This is a genomic window from Streptomyces sp. NPDC001750 (assembly GCF_042892615.1).
In the GTDB taxonomy this organism is placed as follows: Bacteria; Actinomycetota; Actinomycetes; order Streptomycetales; family Streptomycetaceae; genus Streptomyces.
Map to the genome: position 1 here is coordinate 26,884 of NZ_JBIAUE010000043.1, position 16,069 is coordinate 42,952.

Sequence of the window (16,069 nt, forward strand, 5' to 3'; positions counted from 1 at the left end):
CGACGGCAGTCACCCCCAGCCCTGGCAGCCAGCCGACCCTGTTTATGCTCACGCCCATGGCACTGGAATGGGAACAGATCATCGTCGACTCCTCCGACCCCATCTCCCTCGGGCGCTGGTGGGCCGAGGCTCTCGGCTGGGTTGTGGTCGACGAATCTGAGGAGATCATCGAGATCCGGCCTGAGCCGGACCGGATGCCGGGCCTGCTCTTCGTACCTGTCCCCGAGGGCAAGACGTCGAAGAACCGGCTCCACCCCGACTTCCGACCCGACGACCAGGAGGCCGAGGTCGCCCGGCTGCTCTCCCTCGGTGCCCGGCGCGCCGATACCGTGCAGGACGAGCAGCACTGGGTGACCCTTCTCGACCCGGAGGGCAACGAATTCTGTGTCCTGGGTGAGCGGAAGAGCTGAGCGGGGCCGGGCAGCGAAGGGCCGAGCGGTCGGTCGAGATCGGTGACGAGATCCTGCGTCCAGAGCAAATGGTTGACAGAAGAACGAACTTCGTGATCCGGGCGATCGGGCAGACAGCCTGCGGCCTGCCCCAGACGGAGACCGTCGAGGTCCGCATCCCGAAGCTCTTCCAGAGTCTCGGCGCTGAACAACCAGTCCCTGCGGTAGCCCGCCAGGAACCGGATGTTCTCCAATTCCACGGCCGGAGGCTCACTCCAGACCTCGTACTCCCATCCCCGCGACTCGACCGCCCGCCGGGTCCAGCCGAAGGTGAACTCCACCTCCGGCTTGGACAACCGGTGCAACGGCTTGACGTCGACAACCACCGGAACCTGCCCGGTGAGCAGGAGACAGTCCGGGATGTGCCGGCGGACCTTTCCTTCCAGCACCGTCTTCAGAAGGAAGGGCTGGGCCACGATGCCGCGTACAGACGGATCGAAGTCAGCGAAGAGCAACCGCGATATTTCCCGTCGCGACTCGTGGATCACGTGGTCGCGCATAGTCGCCGACCAGTAGGTGCCCGAGCAGTGCTTCTGGCCCTTGGAAGCCCCAGCCACCTCCGAGATCCCCGAGGGCCACTGGGGCGGCTGGGGCCGGATCAGGCCGCTCGCGACGATCCTCGCCCGGCTCAGCGGTGGTGACACCGAGCGGGCCCGTACGCTCGCGCGTGAGCGGATCGCCGCTAGCCGAGCCGAACACACCCGCCTGCCCCGATGAGCGGTGAACGAACTGGGAAGCGATGCGGCCGGTAGCACAGCCGGGCAAAGCAACCCCTCCATCGCGAGTCGGCTTCCGGCAGGGCGGCCAGGTGTGCGACTCCCCGCCGACCAGGCGCGGGCGGAACGGGAACGTGAAGCCGCAGCCGACGCTGACGCGGCCCGTCAGGCCGCACCGTGCGAGGACCCGCACCGTGCGAGGACTGCGGGCAGCAGCGGTCGGCCGGGCTCTGCGAGGCGTGCTGCCGCGGTGAGCGGCCGGCATGGTGGCAGCCGGCGCTGACTCCCGACGCGGCCGGGGACGGCGCGTCGATCCGCAGGAGGGCCCGGGCCGCCGCCGTCGCCTCCCACACCTCGGCCGAGACTCCCACCACGGCGTCCACCCGCGCCTTGATCGCGTCCACACCGGCTCGACGAGCGCGACGGATGTCCGACACGGAAGCGGCCCCCCTGCGCCTCACCGCGTACAGCCGCTCGGGGTCTTTGCCCTGGGCGGCTGTACGCGAGGGAGCGGGCCGACGTTCACCGGCGCCCGCGTCCGGCGTGTGACCAGCCATGCGGCTCCGAGCACGTCAGCGCGGCTCGCGTATCCCCGGTGCGCCTCGCGGTGGGCGCGGGCGCGCCAGAGCGCCCGGCTGACGGCGCACCGTCGGGCGGACCCCGGCCGGCTCATCCGGCAGGCATCCCCACTGTGGACCGGAGCCTTCGGCTTCACGGCGACGGCCGACGACAACACGGCATGAACCGGTCGCCGTTTTCGGAGGACTGGGAGAAGACCGGCCGCAGGCTGACCGCGCCTGCGGCCATCGCTGCCTCGAGTTCGGTCCGGTGCAGGCAGTCCACATCCGGGTGGTCACGGCCGAAGCAGCACATGAGGGGAGCCCGGCCGGGCCGAGGCGACGCGGCACGGTCCGCGATCGCGGTGCGGAAGGGGGCGGCTCCGGTTCCCGCGCTCACGGTGATGGCCGGGACGGACGGGTTCGAGGGGAGTCGGAACACGTGCTGACAGGGCGCGTTCCCGGCATGGACGATGTGTCCTGGCTGCACCGTGCTCAGACATGCGCAACCCGCACCCAGGAAGATGTCCTTGCCGCTGCGGTGGGGCCTCGGTGTCGTGGCGACCTTCAGGCCGACAGCGTTGGGGGAGACCATGGGCGAGGAGGAGATCGAGCGTTGGGGCCCGCCGATCCCGCCTTCGTTCCTCGCGCCGCGGAAGGCTTTGCCGGTCCCATGACGGGCGCCCGCAGTGAGGGTGAATCACCACCGTCGATGCCCCGACCGAGGATGCGGGCGAGGCCCTCGCCTCGCATCTCGGTCCGTTGGACGGTCACCGCAGCCGCTGGGTGAACGAAAAGCGCCGTGCGCCGCAGTACAAGGCGCTGGTCGGTCGCATCGCAGAACGAGAATCAGGTGGCGGGAACATCTCCTTCAAGAAGGCCGACGGCTTGCTCGGCTCCAGCGCTGGGTGATTCCCGCCGATGCTGCCGCGTCCGGTCAGCTGGTCTGGAGGTCTGTCAGCCACCTCAGGACGAGGTCGTTGAAGTCGTCGGCTCGCTCTTGGTGGAGCCAGTGTCCGGCCTCCGGCCAGTGGAGGGACCGGCTGCGGGGGTCGGCGAAGGTCGTTTCCTCCCAGGCGGCCTGTGCCGGATGCGTGTGGATGGTGAGGACGGGGCATCGCCTTCTCCGCAGGTACTCGTCGGCGCCTGAACGTGTTGCGACGGATCCCTCCGTCAGGAATGCCTCCAATATGGACCGCATCACCTCGGGGGCTGCGCCCAGGACTCGCCGCTGATGCCATTTCCTCAGGGCATTGGGTATTTGCTTGCCTTCTGCCGCGGCGAGCGCGCCGGCAACTTGCTCCAGCCCGTTGTCGGTTCCCAGTGCGTTGATGAGTGGCTGCCATCGTCCGGATGCCTCATGGTCAGGTAGGCCATAGGGCGAATCCACGACGACCGCGGCTGCGACGAGATCGGGATGCTCGACGGCGAGTGTGCTGACGATCGCCCCGCCTTGCGAATGGCCGACCGCGATGACTCGGCCGACTCGCAGGAGGCTGACCAATCCCGCGAGATCTGTGGCGAAGTCCGTCGAGTCGAATCCTTCGCGCGGAACGCTTGAGCGTCCGTGACCCCTGTTGTCGGGCGCGATCACGCGAAAGCCGGCGTCCACCAGGGGGCCGATCTGCCAGCTCCAGTCGTGGGAATCGCACCCCCAGCCGTGAACCAGTAGGACGGCGGTATCGCCCTCGCCCTCGTCCGTATAGAACAGCCGGACATCCGTCAGGTCGGCATAGGGCATCGTAGTGGGCTCCTTCCGCCCGTGGTTGACGTGAGCATCACGTCATTGAGGGGTCTCCATGGCGTGATGGAGACCGCGTCGTGGTGTGTGAACCCCGCTGTCACCGTCATCGCCTTCCTCGTGGCGCCGTGCGCTCCATACCCCGCCAGACCTCGCGCAGACCGTGACACATCAGCTGCGCAGCTCCGTCGGGCAGGCCGGTACAGAGGGACTGGTTGATCCGGTCGGCGATCGGCCAGAGCGTCTCGAAGAGTTCGTCGCCGGTCTCGGTCAGGTCGAGCCGTGTCACGCGCATGTCGGACGGATCGGAACCACGAACGATCCGTCCCGCCCGGACCATGCTCTCCACGATCCGGGTGAGCGTCGTCTGGTCGATCATGGCGTGCTCGGCCACCTCCTTCAGGGAGATCCCCGGCCGCATCGCGATGGACAGCAGCACCCGCCACTCCGCGACGCGTACTCCGTAGGGCCGGAACTCCTGGGTCAGGAGGCGATCCCGACGCCCCGCAACCTGGGTGATCCAGAAGAAGAGATGGCTGTGCGCCGCCTCCGCCGGAACACCGCGCCGCCCGGTGTCGGATCCGAGGTCCTCCAACGCCGGAAGCGCCGCGATCGCCGCATCCGCGCCAAGTGTGGACGCTCTCTGCTCGCTCGACATGACGTAAACCTAGCCTCAGAAACCTGCATTCACAATCATTATTTCCCTCGCGATGCGATCTCCACGGGCGAAATGCCAGATTAATACTTGTAAGCACATCTAGATGCTGCCAGTCTGACCTGACCCGGACTTCGCGGGGCCGGGCTCGTCGACGGCTGCCTGAACGGCGCAAGAAACGGAGGGTAGTTGGTGGGGTGGGATCGGATGGCGTGGCGGTCATGGCCGACGATCTTCGACGTGGTGACCTGGGCTGTGAAGTGGTGACCTGGGCCGTGAGGATGCGGTGGGGGCGGGCGGTTGGCCGACCCGGGGTGGCTGGTGAACGTCGATCCGGGGTCCTACGGTCTGTGTGATGTGGTGATCAGTCTTGCCGATGCGGATCCGTTGGGAGGGTGGGTCCGGTAGGAACGAGGGTTATGACGCGCAGGCAACTCACCGGTGAGCATTGGAAGTTGATCGAGCCGTATCTGCCGATCGGCGAGTACGGCCCGTACCCCGAACGACTGCGGGATCAGTTCGAGGGGGTGATCTGGCGGTTCCGGTCCGGTGCCCAGTGGCGTGAGATGCCGAACGAGTTCGGGCCCTGGGCCACCGTCTACGGACGCTTCCGGGTCTGGCGGAACGCCGGCGTCTTCACCGCCCTTCTGGAAGGTCTGATTACCGAGGCCGCCCGGCAGAGGAAGGCGGACTTGTCCCTGGTCAGCGTGGACTCCACGACCGTCCGTGGTCACCACGACGCCGCCGGGATGCGCGTCGGCAAGGAGGTCATGGACGCCCTGGTGGAAGCTGCCGCAGAGGAGGAACAGGCCCGGCAAAAGGGGGCGGCGAGACGGGACAGAACGGGCAAGGAGAGGGGAGCGGCCCCGAGCGGGAAGAGCGGCGACGCGTCCGGCGACGGTACAGGCTCCGCTTGAAGGAAGCCCTGCTCGGCAGGTCCCGCGGTGGACTGACCAGCAAGATTCACCTCGCAGCCGACCAGAAGCGTCGGCCGCTGTCGTTCGTCCTGACTGCCGGGCAGGCCGCAGACAGCCCGCAGTTCATCCCCGTGCTGAAGGAGATCCGCGTCCGCATGCCGGTCGGCCGGCCCCGTACCCGGCCGGGTGCCGTCGCGGCAGACAAGGCCTACTCGTCCCGCGGTAACCGCTCCTACCTGCGGAAACGCAGCATCAAGGCGGTGATCCCGGAGAAGAAGGACCAGGCCGCCAACCGCAAGAAGAAGGGCAGCCGAGGAGGCAGGCCTGTCAGCCACGACGCGGCCCTCTACAAGGAGCGCAACACCGTCGAGCGCTTGATCAACCGGCTGAAGGACTGGCGCGGCATCGCCACACGCTACGACAAGACGCCCGAAAGCTACCTCGCCGGCCTCGAACTCCGCGCCTCGACGATCTGGTTCGAAGACCTCTTACGAGCAGTCGATTGATCGCGACATCACACAGACCCCAGCAGCGCCGGGCCAGGTAGTCCCAGTCCGGTTCCCGCCCGGCTGCGGGAGCGGGAGCGGACAGAGGTGATCCGCCGCCCGCCTCCGGCTCAAAGGGGGTCGAACCTCCAGAACACCAGGACGAAGCCGCTGACGGCGGCGGCCTGCTCGCGGTTTGAGGCGTCCGACGTGGTCATCATGACCCGGCGCAACGACGGCGAACTGCAGCAGGTGCTCGACATGGCCGCCGAACTCGGCGTGCCGCGGGCCGGCGTCCTGCGGGCCCGCACCCGCTGGAAGGAACTGGCGCTGCCGTTGTACCCGGCACGCATCTCGTGGGGAACGTGGGGCGCTGCTTACGCGTGGTGCAGAGCCGCAAAACTCTCTGAAGGGAAAGTTGTCTTCTGGTCACCCAGCGTAAGAGCTCTGTAGGTCGCGGTTGCGGCCTCCTCAAGGTTCATGATGCGGCGGAACGCCATGCCGATGTCCTCGGCGTGCGCGGAGCAGCCGTGGTGGGACTGGATGACGCAGTTGTGCGTCTTCGCCTGCTCAGCTGTGGTGTCCGCGAGTTCGTCCGAACCGTTGGGGTTGTAGGGGACGGTGCCGATGGAGCGCACGTAGTACGCGTGGTCGAGGGACACGAGCCGGATCTTGTGACCGAGGGCATCGAGGAGGACGGTGTGTTGGGGATGGAGGTGTATCACGGCATTGACGTCCGGACGCTCCTGGTAGGTGCGCTGGTGCAGCTTCCATTCGCTGGAAGGGCGTTCGGCCCCGCCTGTGACGTCCCCGGCCAGGGTCATGCTCGTGAAGTCGTCCTTGCCGAGCCGGTCCAGCCAGGTGCCGGCGCCGGTGACGACGAAGGTGTCGCTGCCGGGCAGGCGCGCGGAGAGGTTGCCGCCGCTGGCCAGCACGAAGCCGCGTTCCACGGCCAGACGGCCTACCTCTGCGAGTTGGGTGAACAGGCCCTCGACTGTGGTGGGGTGTTTCATCGTGTTTCCTCTGAGTATTTCAGGCCGTCACGGGTCTGGCGACGGGGCGGGTGAGGAGGGCGCGAGCGCTGTCGATGTCAGTCACCACGATGTTGACGAGCCCCGTCTCCAACGCGGTGAACAAGGGAATGTGTTTCTCGATGCCGCCTGCGATCCCCACTCGGGTGGGGATCGCCCGCATGTGTTCCAAGGTCAGTCCGATGACACGCTTGTCGATCGGTCCGTCGACAGCTTCACCGTTCGCGTCGAAGAAGCGGGCGGAGGCGTCTCCGACAGCGCCGAGCTCCCGGAGAGTCGCGAACTCGGTCTCGGTGACCGAGCGGCGAAGAGCCTGGGCGACGCGGGCCGTGCTGCCGATGCCCACGACGAGAGCGTCGGCTGCGGCTGCGGCATCGAGAGTGCCCTGGACCTCGTCGAGCCCGCGGATGGCGGCGGCTGCCTCGGGGGCCGTCGCCAGTAGCGGGGCGGGCAGGTGGTATGCCGTGCCGCCGACGACGCGGGCGAGAGTGGTAGCCACCTCGTGTGGGTTGGCTTCACTGGAGCGCCCGCCGCGGCTTCCCGCCAAGGGCACGACCTCGACGGCGCTGTCGGACTGATAACGCAGATGGGCGACGCTGGCCGCGACGGCCGTACTCATGCCGACCGCGACTCGCTGGACGTGCGGGAGGACCGAGGCGAGGGCCTCCGCCCCGGTCACGCCGAGCGACGAAGGTGACCGCTCCTCACCGGGCCCGAGGCTGGGGCACACCCATGCGCTCTGCAGGCCGAACCGGCGTACGAGGGCTGCCTCGATGTCGGCGAAGGGACGCTCGTCACTGTGAACGGTGATCTCAACGATGCCGGCGCGTCGGGCCTCGGCAAGGACTCTGGTCACCTTCACCCGGGACAGGCTGAGAAGCTCACCGATCTCGGCTTGGGTGAGGCCGTGGTCGTAGTAGAGCCGGGCCGCCTTGCCGAGCAACGGATCGTGAGCATTTGTTCGCACCGCTGCACCTCCGTTCACCATGATGCCCGGCCGCACTGCGGAGCGCAAGGCTGTCCGATGGATCTTCGGTGGAGCACGGGCCATTGCTGCCGCAAGCCAGGAGGCTCTGCGCGAAGCCGGGAGAGTTGTCCGGCCCAGCCCCGACGACGCACGAGACCGGTACTGGAGAGCCGCGCTCCGTGGACGCCGACGCCGGTGGTGCGCCGATGAATACGGGCGATGACGGAGCGGGTCGGCGCAAGCCGGTCGACTCCGAGGTGCGCGCCGTCACGGCCCCCGAGCAGCGTTCCCGGTCCCGGTCCACGGCCCCTTCATCGGTACGGGTTGCCGCCTGTAAGCGTTCGCACCCGGCTGTGGCGAATGAGCACCACTCGCATCACGAAAGCGAAAGAAGCACCTTGACAGCGCAGGCGGCGGAGTCATGATGTTTGAGCACCGGTTCACCGAGTGTACAAATGTTCAGGCTCAAGGAGGAGTCTATGACGACGCAGGACGGCGTTGCGCAGCCGCAGAGCCGGTGGACGCATGCCCTTACGAACCAAGGAATCTCCCGGGTCCTGCTCTGGGGTTTCATCGCCCTCATGCTGTTCATGGTCGGCGACGGGATCGAACTCAGCTTCCTGTCGACCTACCTGGAGGAACGCGGGTTCAGTGGTGGTCAGGTCGCCGGGCTGTTCAGCGCTTACGGCATCGTCGTGGCGGTCGCCGCCTGGCTGGCCGGCGCACTGGCCGAGGCCTGGGGCCCGCGAAGGGTGATGCTCATCGGCGCGTGCCTGTGGATCGTGCTGGAACTCGCGTTCCTGACCCTCGGCGTCATGCAGGAGAACTACCCGGTGATGATCGCGACCTACGCGATTCGTGCCATCGGTTACCCGTTCTTCGCCTACGGATTTCTTGTCTGGGTCACCATGGAGACGCCCGATGCGGTCATGGGCAAAGCCGTCGGCTGGTACTGGTTCTTCAACGCCATGGGCCTGGGGGTCATCAGCGGGTACTTCGTGGCCGTCGCTGTCGAACCGCTGGGGGAACTGGCCACCCTGTGGTCGTCGCTGGTATTCGTCGCGGTCGCTGCCCTCATGATCGCAGTGCTGGTGAAGTCCCGGGCCGGCGCGCGCAGAGTCACCCGTGCGGAGACCATCGAGGGGCTCAAGCGCGGCATCGCCATCATGAAGGAACGCCCGAAGGTCGGTGTCGGCGGCGCTGTCCGCCTCATCAACACGATCTCGTACTACTCGTTCGCCGTGTTCCTCAACGTGTACATGGTCAAGACGGTCGGCTTCAGCCAGTCGCAGTGGTCCTCGATCTGGGGCACCATGCTTGCGGCGAACGTGGCCGCGAACCTCATCTCCGGTTACGCCTCCGACCGGTTCGGCCGCATCAATGTCATCGCCTGGGGCGGCGGAGCTGCCACAGCGATCACCGTTCTCGGGTTCTACTACCTGCCGCAGGCGGTCGGTGCGAACTACGTCGTCATCATGGCCCTGGGCATCGTCTACGGTCTCGCGCTGGGCATGTACGTCCCGCTGTCAGCCGTCGTCCCGCTCCTGGCTCCGCAGCACAAGGCGGCCGCAGTCGCGGTCCTGAATCTCGGTGCCGGCCTCAGCAACTTCGGGGGCCCCGCCGTGGCGGCGCTGGTCGGGCCGCTGGGTGTCGGGCCGGTTGTCTGGATTCTCGCGGCGCTCTACATCGTCGGGATCTTCCTCACCTTCCTCTTGCGTGAGGCGGGCGTCGAAGCCCCGGGGCACGGTCCACAGGTCGATACAGCTCCCCCGGTTGCCACTCGGGTCATCTCTGAATAACCCGCCGCAGGCTGATCCGCTGGAGAACTCGAACGGAGAGAGTAGGTATCGATGAGAAGCCGAGTCCAGGCCGTGCTGGGCATCGACGCCGGCACGACGTCGGTGAAGTCCGTCGTCATCAGCACGACGGGTGACGTGCTCGGGGCCGCCAGATCGACGGTCCGTATCCGGCGGCCGCAACCGCACTACGCCGAACAGGACATGGACGAGGTCTGGTCCGCTGTCGGGCAGACAATCAGCGCGGCACTGGCCGAAGCCGGTGATGTCGAGCTGCTCGGGCTCAGCGTGACGGGCCAGGGCGACGGTGCGTGGCTCGTGGACGCCGGCGGACGTCCCGCCGGTCCAGCCGTACTGTGGCTGGACGGCAGAGCTGCCGAGCGGGTGGCTCGATGGGAGGCCGACGGGCGCGGGGAACTGGTCCGCTGCACGACGGGTTCGGCCCTGTTCCCGGGGGCCCTGCCCGTTCTCCTGGAAGAACTGCAGGACAGTGATCCCGGACTCCTCACCCGCGCGGCGACGCAGCTCAACTGCAAGGACTGGATCCGTTTCCAACTTACGGGAGTTGTGGGAACGGATGCTTCCGAGGCCTCGCGCACCTACCTGGACGTTGCCACGGGGCGCTACTCTGAGGAGCTCATCGAAGGCCTGGGCCACGGCGGTTTCCGTCGGTTGTTGCCGCCCCTGTTCCCACCCGATGCGGTATGCGGCCGAGTGACGGAGAAAGCAGCGCGAGAGACCGGCCTGCCCGTCGGTCTGCCCGTTGCGACCGGCATGGTCGACACACCGGCCGGCGGCGTCGGCCTGGGAGTCGTCGGGCCGGGCGAGGCGTACGCGATCCTCGGCACCACCGCGTTCGTCGGTGCCGTACAGGAGCGCGTCAGCGCGCCCGTCGACGTACCGGTCATCACCCTCAACCTGGGCCAGGGAACTCAGGTCATCGAGTGCCTCGCCCCGATGAACGGCACCCCCAACCTCGACTGGGCGCGAGAGGCCACAGGCCTGGCCGGGCTGGAATGGTCACAGATCGAAGAACTCGTCAACGCCGTTCCGGCCGGGGCCAGGGGGGTGCTCTACCTACCCTACGGGGGCGTAAGCGGTGAGCGAGCGCCTTTCGTGGACACCGCGGCCTCGGCGGCATGGCTGAACATCACCGTACGCACCAGCCCGGGAGAACTGCTGCGCGCCGTCTACGAAGGCATTGCTCTGTCCCTGGGCGAATGCATGGACGTACTGGGCATCAAGGCTGACGCGACGGTCCGGCTCTGCGGCGGCGGGGCGCAATCGCCGGTCGTCTGTCAGATCGTCGCCGACGTGACCGGTCGCCGCATCGTCCGCTCCACTTTCGCCGAACTCGGCGCCCGCGGTGCGGGCGCGCTCGCCCTCGTTGCTGTCGGCGCGGCACCCGACCTTCCCGCCGCGCTGGCCCAGTTCGGCGACGACGCTCAGACCTTCGAGGCAGATCCCCGGCTGCGAGCCCTGCACGACGCCCAGGCCCAGGTGTTCCGCGACGTCCGCGACGCCGTGCGACGCCACTGGCCGGACCTGCGGGCGGTGCAGGCGGCCGCACACGCCGCCGACGCGAGCCCCGCGTCCGAACCCACGGCCGCCCTCTCCGCGGACGCACCCCCCGAAACCACCACCTGATCCCTGACTACGAAATCAAGGAAAATTCATGTCGAACCAGACCACCCGCAGCGCCCGCCCACTCCTGCTGGTCACCGCGCCCTTCGACCATGCTCGAGCCCAACTGCTCGAGGACGTCTTCGACGTCGAACTCATCGAGCCCTCTCTGGCCGGCACATCGCTGGCGACCAGGGGACTCGACGAGCAGCTCGCCCGCGCGACCGCACTCGTGTGCGAGGTCGACGTCGTCGACGAAGCCACCTTGGACAAGGCACCTGAGCTGCGGGTCGTCGTGTCCTGCCGTGCAAACCCGGTCAACGTCGACGTGGAAGCGTGTACTGCACGCGAGATCGCCGTCCTGACTACCCCGGCCCGCAATGCCGACGTCACCGCGGATCTCGCCTTCACACTGCTCCTCATGACCGTTCGGCACACCGGCCGGGCGGAACGCTGGCTGCGCAGCGGTGCATGGAAGTCCGAGGACGTGTTCGAGCCCTACTCGACCTTTCGCGGGCTCGGGTTGTCCGGACGCACCCTCGGCATCCTCGGTGGTGGCGCCATCGGGCGCCGGATGATGCAGCGGGCCCGGGCCTTCGGCATGGATGTCGTCGTCTACGACCCGTTCCTCCCGTCCGACGCGTTCGGCGACCAGGCGCGCATCGTCGAACTCGACGAGGTGCTGTCCACGGCCGACATCGTCACCGTCCACGTCCCGCTGGCCGAGTCCACCATCGGGCTGATCGGTGACCGGGAGCTGCGGCTCATGCGTCCGGATGCCTACTTGGTGAATGCAGGGCGCGCCGCGGTGGTGGAGGAGGACGCGCTCGTCAACGCTCTCGCCGAGGGGCGGATCGCCGGAGCCGGGCTCGACGTGTTCTGGACCGAGCCGGTCCCCGCCGACCATCCGCTGCTCAGCCTCGACAATGTCACCGTCACCCCTCACATCGGCGGCGCCTCCGACGACGTCGTGACCGAGCACTCCAAGATCGCCGAACGCGGCCTGCGCGCGTGGGTGGCGGGTGAGCGGCCCCCCGCGATCGCCAACCCCACCGTGCTCGAGCCGACCACCGCGCGCTAACGACCTCGTCCACGATTGGCAGTGGGGGAAGGAGCGGCGTCTGGGGCCTTCGAATCCAAGGCGGAGGAGGGAGTCGACGCGGAGCGTCGGGGACTGACGACAACGCCGGAGGCGGAGGTCCCAGACACCGCGACGCCGCTGACAATCGTGGACGAGGCCGTAAGGCGCCCGCACCCGCTCACTTACCGCAACGCAATGCCTCAGGAGGGCCAGACATGAGCGTCATCGAAGACGCCGGCACGACACCCGACATCAGCCCAGCCGTTTCGGCTCTGCTCCAGGCCCCACCGCGGCTCCTCATCAACGGCGAGATGGTACCGGCTGACAAGGGCGGCACCATCCCCGTACTGAACCCCGCCACGGGCCGGCAGATCGCGACCGCAGCCGCGGCAGGAGTCACCGACGTAGACCGCGCCGTGCGGGCCGCGGCTGCGGCGATGGAACCCGGTTCACCATGGCGACGGATGTCCGCCCTCGACCGCGGCCGGATCATCGAGCGCTTCGCCGCTCTGCTCGAGGCCCACGCCGAAGAACTCGCCGACCTCGAGGCACTCGACGGCGGTAAGGTGCGCAGCTCCGCCCGCCAGAACGACGTGGAACTATCCATCAAGCACTTCGCGTACTTCGCGGGCTGGCCCAGCAAGATCGAGGGAAACACCATTCCGGTGTCCGTGCCCGACACCATGGTGCGGACCGAGCGGGAACCCGTTGGTGTCGTCGCGCAGATCATTCCATGGAACTTCCCTCTTCTCATGGCGGCTTGGAAGATCGCGCCCGCCTTGGCCGCCGGGTGCGCGATCGTCCTCAAGCCCGCCGAGAACACCCCGCTCGTCGCGATCCGCCTGGGTCAACTGGGCCTCGAGGCCGGACTGCCCAACGGTGTTCTCAACATCCTCCCCGGCTACGGACCGGAAGCAGGCGAGGCACTCGTCGAACACCCACTCGTGGACAAGATCGCCTTCACGGGTTCCACCCGTGTCGGGATCCACCTGGCGCAGAAGGCGGCCGCACAGGTCAAGCGCGTGACGCTGGAACTCGGCGGGAAGAGTCCGAACATCATCTTCGCCGATTCTCCTGTCGAGGAGGCAGTGGCCGGCGCGGCATCGGCGATCTTCTCGAACTCCGGCCAGTCGTGCAGTGCCGGTTCACGCCTCTACGTCGAACGCTCCCGCTTCGACGACGTCGTGGGCGCCCTGTCCGAACGGGCTGACAGCATGCGCGTCGGACCGGGGCTCGATCCGAGCACCGACCTCGGTCCGCTCATCAGTCGAACCCAGCTCGACCGAGTCCGCGGCTACATCGACGGCGCGCTCACCGGTGGCGCGACTGCCGCCGCCGGTGCAGTAGCCCCGGCTGGCGTCGACGCGGACGGATACTTCCTGCGTCCCACCGTTCTGACCGATGTCGACGACACAATGGCAGCGGTACGCGAGGAGATCTTCGGTCCCGTCGTCGTGGCCCAGCCCTTCGACTCCCTCGAGGAGATCGCGGCGCGCGGCAACGACTCACCCTACGGTCTCGCGGCCGGCATCTGGACACGTGACATCGCCCGCGCGAACCGCTTGGCGAAACTCCTCAGGGCGGGCACCGTCTACATCAACATGTACGGTGCCACTGATGCCGCAGCACCGTTCGGTGGATTCAAGACCTCAGGCTACGGCCGTGAGATGGGCCACGCGAACCTCGAGTCATACCTCGAGACGAAGACGGTATGGACAAGCCTGTCGATGTGAGCGGCAACGTGCGGTCGACCCGGGTGCCGGCCATGGCCCTCATGGACGACCGGCTGCGCCCTGGAGCCGTCGCACGGAACGTCACTCTCGGGGCGCTCGTCCAGGTGCTGGCACTGAGCACCTGGTACGCGACGTCAGCGGTGGCGCCGCAGCTGGCGCGGCACTGGAACCTCGACTCAGGCGAAGTCTCGTGGCTGACGAGCTGCGTCCTGCTCGGGTTCGCGGCCGGAGCGCTGGGACTGGGGCTGCTGCGCGTCGCCGACCGGGTACGCCCGGGCGTACTCCTGCCGCTGGGCTCGCTGATCGCTGCCGCGTGCACAGCGCTGCCTGCGGTTCTACCCATCGGATTCGCGCCGACCCTTGCTCTGCGCGTCCTCACGGGAATCGCTCTTGCGGCGGTGTATCCGCCGGGGATGAAGGCCGTCGCCTCATGGACCCTGGCCCGCCGCGGGTCGGCAGTCGCGCTGGTCGTGGCTTCCTTGACGTTGGGCAGCGCTCTTCCGCACGCGCTCCGCACGCTGCCGTTGCCGGGCTGGCGAAGTGTCCTCCTCATCTCGGCGGTTGCCGCGACACTGGCAGCCGGGCTGGCGACGACGACTCGGACCGGCCCGCACACAAGCGAGACCGACACACTACGGATCGGTGCCGCCTGGCAGCTCTTCCGCAACAGGCGACAGCGGCTCGTCACCTTGGCCTATCTGGGCCATATGTGGGAGGTCTACGGCCTGTGGACATGGTCGGTCGCGTTGCTCGCCGCGTTGCCCGGTTCGGGGGGCCCTGTCCTCGGTGTCCCGGGATGGGGCCCGTTCCTGCTGATCGGCGTAGCCGGGGCCATCGGCTGCTTCGGCGCAGGTTCCGCAGCCGATCGGTGGGGCAGAGTCCGTGTCACGACCGTAGTCGTCACCATCTCGGCCTGTTGCTGCCTCCTCGCACCAGCGTTGCCACTTCTTCCCGACATAGTGACCGCGGTGATGTTGATCGTTTGGGGGGCATCGGTGATCGGGGATTCACCGATGTACTCAGCGTTGCTTGCTGACTCCTCCGACCCGACCGCCGTCGGGACGGCCCTGACCGTGCAGATGGCGCTCGGATACTCTCTCGCGGCGGTACCGGTCCTCCTGCTGCCGCACCTGGCCGTGCACGTCGGATGGCCCTGGGCCTTGCTCTCACTGGCGCCCGGACCACTGGCCAGTGCCTTGAGTCTGCGGAGACTGCAGAGGCTTGACCGGACCAGTTGAGGCCCGGTGTGGTGTCTTGCCGTCCCCGCCGTCGGCCAGGACCGCACCGTTCCACGGCGGAGGCGCTGATGCCCAGGTGGGCGGCGACCTCCGGATGTCCCCAGAGCTGCTGGTCGTCGGCCGTCGTGCCCTCCTCGTTCGTCGGTGATGAGCGTACGCAAGATCCGGATGGGCGGGCGTACGGCAAGACCGCCCCTGCCGGTCCGCGCGGGGCAGCCTTCTGCGGTTGCGGTCAGACCTCGGCGAGGCGGTTGGAGAGGTCCAGGGCGACGGTGGCGACCGCGAGGGCGGCGCACAGGCCGGTCACCTCGTGGAGGGTGGGGTGGACCAGGCGCGGCCAGTCGGCGGGGGCGGCGGGCCAGGAGGCGAGGAGGACCTCGGGGGTGGCCAGGCCGAGGTGGGCGGTGACATCCCAGCCCGCTCGGGAGGCGGGCTTCCAGCGCAGGCGGATACGGCCGAGCGGGAGTCTGGGGTCCTGTTGAGTCGGCACGGAGCGCGGTGCCGGTGTTGCTACCGGTCCGTTTCTCCGTGCCGCTCGCCGAACCCGGCGTACCCGTCTCCGAGTACCGGGCTCTCCACGGACTCTGCCGTTCAGGCGTGGTTGAGGCGGGTCCAGGGGTTAGGGATCGTGTTGCCTCTGTAGCGGTAGCGGGTGACCGCCACTGCCTGGAGGTCGAACAGTTCGATCCCGTCCGCTGAGGGCCTTTACCACCGACCGTTGTGGTCGGTGAGCCGTCGGCGGACGTCCTTCCACTTCCAGCGATGCAGCGCCATCCACCAGCTGATCACCCGGTGCCACGTGAAGCTGGCCAGGGAACTCAGGGTGGCTTTGCAGACCGCGTGCTTGAAGTAGTTGGCCCAGCCGCGTGATCTGGTTGAGCCTGATCAGCACGTCCCTGGGGTTCTGCTGCGACGTTCTGTTCGTCAGGGCACGGATCTTGTCCTTCAGCTGCCGGATGGGCCGGTCAGCGATGAAGGTGTAGACGTGCTTCCCAATGCTGTTGTCAAGCCGGTTCGGTGACAGGGGGTGTGATCCGGTAGCACCGTCGGTCACGGATCAGGGCCCACAGAACGTTGACG

13 protein-coding genes and 2 pseudogenes are annotated in these 16,069 nt (G+C 67.9%); 7 read left to right on the forward strand and 8 right to left on the reverse strand.

Going from position 1 to position 16,069, the window contains the following annotated elements; genetic code table 11:
* Positions 1-56 precede the first annotated feature (56 nt).
* A complete protein-coding gene (locus ACFYY6_RS35620) occupies positions 57-410 on the forward strand; it encodes a VOC family protein (RefSeq protein ID WP_351520501.1) in 354 nt (117 codons plus the stop codon).
* A gap of 29 nt (positions 411-439) precedes the next feature.
* Here the strand turns inward: ACFYY6_RS35620 and ACFYY6_RS35625 are convergent.
* From ACFYY6_RS35625 to ACFYY6_RS35635, 3 genes and pseudogenes are all read right to left on the reverse strand, one after another.
* Positions 440-1,228, reverse strand: a pseudogene (locus ACFYY6_RS35625) (TnsA-like heteromeric transposase endonuclease subunit); the annotation flags it as partial.
* 1,431 nt (positions 1,229-2,659) lie between these two features.
* Positions 2,660-3,463, reverse strand: coding sequence for an alpha/beta hydrolase (locus ACFYY6_RS35630; RefSeq protein WP_351525315.1), 804 nt, complete (start codon positions 3,461-3,463; stop codon positions 2,660-2,662).
* Positions 3,464-3,569: 106 nt separating this feature from the next.
* Entirely contained in the window at positions 3,570-4,121 is a 552-nt protein-coding gene (locus ACFYY6_RS35635; protein ID WP_388651743.1) for a MarR family winged helix-turn-helix transcriptional regulator, read from the reverse strand.
* Positions 4,122-4,537: 416 nt separating this feature from the next.
* Here ACFYY6_RS35635 and ACFYY6_RS35640 point away from each other — a divergent pair.
* Positions 4,538-5,541 (forward strand): annotated as a pseudogene (locus ACFYY6_RS35640) (IS5 family transposase).
* Between the two features lie 110 nt (positions 5,542-5,651).
* Here the strand turns inward: ACFYY6_RS35640 and ACFYY6_RS35645 are convergent.
* Genes ACFYY6_RS35645 through ACFYY6_RS35655 form a run of 3 tightly spaced genes read right to left on the reverse strand, consistent with a single transcriptional unit; the run spans position 5,652 to position 7,518 of the window.
* Positions 5,652-5,873 carry a hypothetical protein gene (locus ACFYY6_RS35645; RefSeq protein WP_351525313.1) on the reverse strand — a complete coding sequence of 74 codons (222 nt, stop codon included), beginning with the start codon at positions 5,871-5,873 and terminating at the stop codon, positions 5,652-5,654.
* Positions 5,874-5,897: 24 nt separating this feature from the next.
* Complete coding sequence (locus ACFYY6_RS35650) at positions 5,898-6,533, reverse strand: class II aldolase/adducin family protein (RefSeq protein WP_351525312.1); 636 nt, start codon at positions 6,531-6,533, stop codon at positions 5,898-5,900.
* A gap of 19 nt (positions 6,534-6,552) precedes the next feature.
* Positions 6,553-7,518, reverse strand: a complete 966-nt coding sequence (locus ACFYY6_RS35655) for a sugar-binding domain-containing protein (RefSeq protein ID WP_351525311.1) — start codon at positions 7,516-7,518, stop codon at positions 6,553-6,555.
* A gap of 479 nt (positions 7,519-7,997) precedes the next feature.
* Between ACFYY6_RS35655 and ACFYY6_RS35660 the strand changes: the two genes are divergently transcribed.
* From ACFYY6_RS35660 to ACFYY6_RS35680, 5 genes are all read left to right on the forward strand, one after another.
* Positions 7,998-9,317 carry an MFS transporter gene (locus ACFYY6_RS35660; RefSeq protein WP_351624292.1) on the forward strand — a complete coding sequence of 440 codons (1,320 nt, stop codon included), beginning with the start codon at positions 7,998-8,000 and terminating at the stop codon, positions 9,315-9,317.
* Positions 9,318-9,368: 51 nt separating this feature from the next.
* Positions 9,369-10,961, forward strand: coding sequence for an FGGY family carbohydrate kinase (locus tag ACFYY6_RS35665; protein ID WP_388651740.1), 1,593 nt, complete (start codon positions 9,369-9,371; stop codon positions 10,959-10,961).
* 28 nt (positions 10,962-10,989) lie between these two features.
* Positions 10,990-12,018 carry an NAD(P)-dependent oxidoreductase gene (locus tag ACFYY6_RS35670; protein ID WP_389197364.1) on the forward strand — a complete coding sequence of 343 codons (1,029 nt, stop codon included), beginning with the start codon at positions 10,990-10,992 and terminating at the stop codon, positions 12,016-12,018.
* A gap of 311 nt (positions 12,019-12,329) precedes the next feature.
* Positions 12,330-13,751 carry an aldehyde dehydrogenase family protein gene (locus ACFYY6_RS35675; RefSeq protein ID WP_351526004.1) on the forward strand — a complete coding sequence of 474 codons (1,422 nt, stop codon included), beginning with the start codon at positions 12,330-12,332 and terminating at the stop codon, positions 13,749-13,751.
* Positions 13,730-14,989, forward strand: coding sequence for an MFS transporter (locus ACFYY6_RS35680; protein WP_389197366.1), 1,260 nt, complete (start codon positions 13,730-13,732; stop codon positions 14,987-14,989). The genes ACFYY6_RS35675 and ACFYY6_RS35680 overlap by 22 nt, the downstream gene beginning before the upstream one ends.
* A gap of 232 nt (positions 14,990-15,221) precedes the next feature.
* Here the strand turns inward: ACFYY6_RS35680 and ACFYY6_RS35685 are convergent, their stop codons facing one another.
* Both ACFYY6_RS35685 and ACFYY6_RS35690 read right to left on the reverse strand, forming a co-directional pair.
* Positions 15,222-15,479, reverse strand: coding sequence for an esterase (locus ACFYY6_RS35685; protein ID WP_389197368.1), 258 nt, complete (start codon positions 15,477-15,479; stop codon positions 15,222-15,224).
* 215 nt (positions 15,480-15,694) lie between these two features.
* Positions 15,695-15,811, reverse strand: coding sequence for a hypothetical protein (locus ACFYY6_RS35690; protein ID WP_389197371.1), 117 nt, complete (start codon positions 15,809-15,811; stop codon positions 15,695-15,697).
* Between the last annotated feature and the right edge of the window lie 258 nt (positions 15,812-16,069).